We start from the raw sequence: 1,005 nt of genomic DNA, 5'->3' as shown, positions 1-1,005 counted from the left end.
GCGGGCCCTGCCCGCGCCGGCCCTGACGACCGGTGCCGGGCGTGCGGCGAGAAACCCCCGGGAGGAAATTCTCTGCGGGCTGTTCGCCGATGTCCTGGGCCTACCCGGGATCGGCATCGACGACGACTTCTTCGCCCTCGGCGGGCACAGCCTGCTCGCGACCCGGCTGATCTCCCGCATCCGGGCCGCGCTCGGCTGCGAGGTGGGTATCCCCGACCTGTTCCGCCGGCCCACCGTGGCGGGCCTGGACGCCGTGCTCTCGCACGAGGTGCGGCGTCCCGCGCTGTCACGTCGTGACGCGGAAGACGGTGCGGTACCGCTGTCGTTCGCACAGCAGCGGCTGTGGTTCCTTCAGCAGTGGGACGGCCCGGACCCCACCTACAACGTCCCGGTCGCGATGCGGATCGACGGCGACCTCGACCTGAACGCGCTGAGCGCGGCGGTCCGCGACGTGACGCAGCGGCACGCCTGCCTACGGACGGTCTTCCCGGTCCGGGACGGCCTCGCCCATCAGCACGTGCTGGACGCGGTCGAGATCCCGGTACCCGTCGTCCCGGTGCCGGAGCTCCTGCGCGACGCGGCCCTGGACGAACTGGCCCGGGAGGCGTTCGATCTGGCGGCCGACCGGCCCCTGCGGGTCGGGTACCTGCCCGGCCCGGACGGTGACGGCGGCGTTCTGCTGCTGGTCATGCACCACATCGCCGGTGACGGCTGGTCGCTGACCCCGTTGTTGCGCGACCTCGGCGAGGCGTACACGGCCGCACGGGAAGGGCGCCGGCCCACCTGGGACGAGCTCCCGGTGCGGTACACCGATTACGCCCTTTGGCAGCGTGACGTGCTCGCGGAGAACGGTGACGAGCAGCTGGCCTACTGGCGCGAGCGACTGGACGGGATGCCGGCCGAACTGGACCTCCCCACCGACCGGGTGCGTCCGGCGGTCGCCGATCATCAGGGTGCCACGGTCACGGCGGCCGTGGATGTCGCGGTGCGCGACGGCTTGGTGGG

At 72.6% G+C, this 1,005-nt stretch carries 1 protein-coding gene; it reads left to right on the top strand.

Translation table 11 applies throughout. The features are described 5' to 3' along the window. A partial coding sequence (locus LR393_RS34775) for a condensation domain-containing protein (RefSeq protein WP_231489482.1) occupies positions 1–1,005 on the top strand: 1,005 nt, incomplete at both ends.

It is taken from the genome of Kineosporia mesophila (assembly GCF_021129235.1).
Classification (GTDB): Bacteria; Actinomycetota; Actinomycetes; order Actinomycetales; family Kineosporiaceae; genus Kineosporia; species Kineosporia mesophila.
This window is presented reverse-complemented; position numbering and strand designations above follow the sequence as displayed.